This is a genomic window from Geofilum rubicundum JCM 15548, assembly GCF_000974365.1.
GTDB classification, from domain to species: domain Bacteria; phylum Bacteroidota; class Bacteroidia; order Bacteroidales; family Marinilabiliaceae; genus Geofilum; species Geofilum rubicundum.
Genome location: NZ_BAZW01000115.1, coordinates 1 through 3729, shown reverse-complemented (window position 1 = coordinate 3729; position 3729 = coordinate 1). Strand labels below are relative to the sequence as shown.

General features: G+C 36.2%; 3 protein-coding genes. All 3 read left to right on the top strand.

Features of this window, described 5'->3' with window-relative positions; genetic code table 11:
- Positions 1-845, top strand: an 845-nt coding sequence (locus tag JCM15548_RS20065; RefSeq protein ID WP_227626066.1) for a DUF4348 domain-containing protein, incomplete at its 5' end; no start/stop codon positions are given.
- A gap of 1122 nt (positions 846-1967) precedes the next feature.
- Entirely contained in the window at positions 1968-2486 is a 519-nt protein-coding gene (locus JCM15548_RS20055) for a hypothetical protein (protein WP_062128958.1), read from the top strand.
- On the top strand, positions 2450-3655 hold the full coding sequence (locus JCM15548_RS20050; protein ID WP_162198298.1) for a hypothetical protein: 1206 nt from the start codon (positions 2450-2452) through the stop codon (positions 3653-3655). Before JCM15548_RS20055 ends, JCM15548_RS20050 begins: the two co-directional genes overlap by 37 nt.
- Positions 3656-3729 lie beyond the last annotated feature (74 nt).

The following is a 3729-nucleotide window of genomic DNA, read 5'->3' as shown; positions in this document are numbered from 1 at the left end:
ACGTTGTAGCCCATAAAACAAAAGGAAACATGAGAGAATTACTGAAAATATTAGTCATATTGATTTTAGTTTCTTGCCAAACCAAGACAAAAGAAAATAATGGAAATAGTGAGGATTCCATAAAATCAGTTGATTCTGAAATAGTTCAAGTTACAAATGAATTAAGTGAAACAGTTGATGATAATAATATAACAGAAGAAACATTCATGGATTTCTTTGGAAATTTCATGTGGAATCGTGAATTTCAAAATGAAAGGATTGTGTACCCCATTAATTATAAAGGGAAACAATTAGAATCAAAGAAAGATTGGAAGTATAATAGATTCTATACAGTAAAAAGCTACATGCCGATTTTGCATACGGATACAATAACATATTATGACAAGGATGTATCTGATAATTTATTGACAATGTCGATTGTGTCGTTTGAAAACCAAGAAAGTGAAAATTTTGATTTTAAAAGGACGGTTGAAGGTTGGAAATTAGTCAAAGTGGGAATACAGCATATTGATTCATTAATTGACATTGGTTTTATTAATTTTATAAAACAGTTTTCCTCTGATTCAATATTCCAAAAGGAACATGTTGCTTTTCCAATCCCCAATTACTATGTTGACTATGATAATGACTATGAGATTGTATATGACTCTTTAATCTCAGAAAATTGGAAGTATATGCAATTTGAGAATGAATTGGGGAGTTTAATGACTTTTAATGAGGATATTGGCTCTGTTTATAGGATCATATTTTTTAGAGGGATTGAAAATGGAATACATGCAAAATATACCTTCAAAAAATTTGGTCAAGAGTGGAGATTAATAAAGTTAGAAGACTATTCAACATAAAATTACGGGCTACAACAAAGCTGTATACGGCAGCCGGGGCTCCACAGCATATTGCGGGTTTCGTCCTCCCCAGTCACAACCGCTTGGCCTGAAACTTTCGAACCTGGCAGAAATGCCCCGGCCGACCGCATACAGCCGGGCGTTGCCGCAAAACCCAAGAAAAAACCTTCGGTTCTGGCCTTGGTGTTTATGATAAAAAGATTTTTAAGAAATGGCTTTAAGCATCCTTGAGCATTACAGACAGCGAATTGGCAGACTATGATGGTGTTCATAAAGACAATATGTAAGAATCTGCAATTTCGGTTGATAAGTATCCGGATTTGGCATCAGGTTGTTGATATCACGAAAGATGAATACCCAAGGTGCGGTGCCGGTAGAAACTGCCTGAAATAAAGGGTGCCATTCGATAAATAATGTATTGATTAATAAGTCTTAACGAATTTGAAGTCGGCAGACCAAAATGGATTTACAAGGCTATTCTGGAAGACCCTGCAATTTCGGCAGACAAGAATTCAGAAGCGGTATCAGGTGGTCGAAAGACAGGAAAAATGAAGACCCAAGGTGCGGCGCCGGCAGAAACTGCCTGAAATATAATATGACCCTCGATTAGAATCTGTTAAATTTAGGGTCAGTGTTTAGCGTTTTGACCAGGGCAAAGAGGGTTAAGGAAAGCCAATCACGGATGACCGCTTTCTGCCCGATATAAGGTTGATTCGAGTGAATTACATTGCACGAGTCAAACGATGCAAGATATGAAAAGTGTTGAATCAGCAGAAGCTCGAATAACAGTGGGATTTTAAGACAAGCATCTCCAATTGAAAGTAGTTTCTAATGACTCGCTGACCCTGATGAAGAGTTGTGAATTGGCTGGCAGAAACTGATTTATAATAGATTAAAAATGATGCCTGAGGACAGAAAAAAAAGGGTCATGCGGCAACATCATGTATAAAATATTGGGGGTTTTTGTGTTCAGTGTAAATCCATTCCCCGTAGCAATTATCTTAACGGCAGACAATAACGACGCTCGCAAGCCCCCAACATTCCATACATGTGGGCGTTGCCGGCAATGCTAGCAAATGCTCATAGAAATAGCACATATTTATATGAATACACTTAAATAATATGGAACGCAAATTTGTTCTATTTGAAGACCCGAATGGTAAATTCAAGATTCAAGTTCCAGAAAATTGGAAATACCATAAACAGAATGGAGAAAATGAGGATATCTATCCATGTCAATTTGAGATTGATAAACATAGCTCATTTCAAATAAGTTGCAGAAAAATCAATGACAATATTAAAGGAATTATTAAAGCAAATGATCTTTCCTTTCACGATTTTGACCTCCCCAATCTTAGCTATCATGAGACCTATAATCCAAATAATAAATTGCACACATATTATTGGATGCGTCCTATCGAAGATTACTTTATTCTATCAATGTATATTTTCGATCCGAAAGAAATCGGAATGGAACCTAGTTTGAGGCTTATGGAAATTCGCATGTTGCTTCAAGCATTAGCTTATATGCGAAATGACGGAAACTGGTGGGTAGCAAATGCCTCGGTTTGTGAGCATTTTAATGATTTTTACAAGATTGAAGCATGGCAGGAAAGCCTAAGAGATTTTTTAAATTCGTGAGTAGCAAAGATATGTCAAAAATTAAAAGGGTAGCTCCTGTTAATGTTGACGTAATCAAGCTTTATGCATTGCTAAAACTGAAAATATCAGACCAGCCAAACGGGTTTTACACTTTATTGAGCGAGGGTCGGCCCCTTGACAACATGATATGGTGGGATTTTATTTTAGAGTCAAAAAGGGGCTTTATTCAAGTATGGAGAACCCCACATATCATAGAAGCAATTTATGAGTTTGATGATGATGATTTTGACTTGGTGAAATTTTTTAACGAAAATATAAACAGTCACATTAAGCCAATCCTAGCTGCAATTAAGAGATTTGAAAAGCATACCGTTTACATAAATCATTATAAGAGTTACAAGGAATGTGTGCGCTCACTTTGGGCCCAAATTCAAAAGATTGACTTGTCAGTTCCGACTAGTCCAACGAACCACCTAAGCAATGAGGGTGAGCTAGAGTCCTATCATAAAGAAGTAAAGAAATTTATAAAGAACAGTATTAAGTTCCATACCCTTGGAAAATCAATGGTACTTAATGCAGCTTTTCAAATTGAATCCTTCTTGAACTTATTAATACGGGTAGGATGCACACAAGAGCTTAAGGATTTTCAAGAAATACTCGATAAATACCTACGGTCAGAATTTATGTTTCGAGTCAGAAATTTGGGCTTTTATGTTAACTTATTGGTTTCAAATGTTGACACAAAACACCAAGCAATTAAAGATGCAAATGAGCTTATGATTTTAAGAAATAAATATGTTCATTTTGAAGAAGACACAGCTCATAACAAAATAGGTGAAGTATCATTTGACTGTGCATTTCCACTGCATACAATTTCAAAAGACCGGCCAGCAATTGACACGATTAAGCAGATTTACCACCGACCAGATTTTGACACAGTAAAAAAAGCATACGAGACAACTAACAACTTTGTAAGCTACATCCAATCACTTATTCATCCTAAAGTGAAAAAATCCGTACTCTTTGTTCTAGAACAAAATCCAATAAGCTATAACGAATTAAGAGGGGTATATTCATCTATCTTCAATCCGGTCTCTTTAGACTTTTTCAACATAGGTAACAAAGAAAAAAAATATGAAGATGGAAGTAGACCAACATTTAAACCCGCACAGCCGGCAACATCATGTATAAAATATTTGGGGGGTTAGTGGTTACTTGCAACATTCTGCCCCGCATCGGCTTTTGTAACGGTTGATAGTGACGAGCCCGAAAACCCCAAACA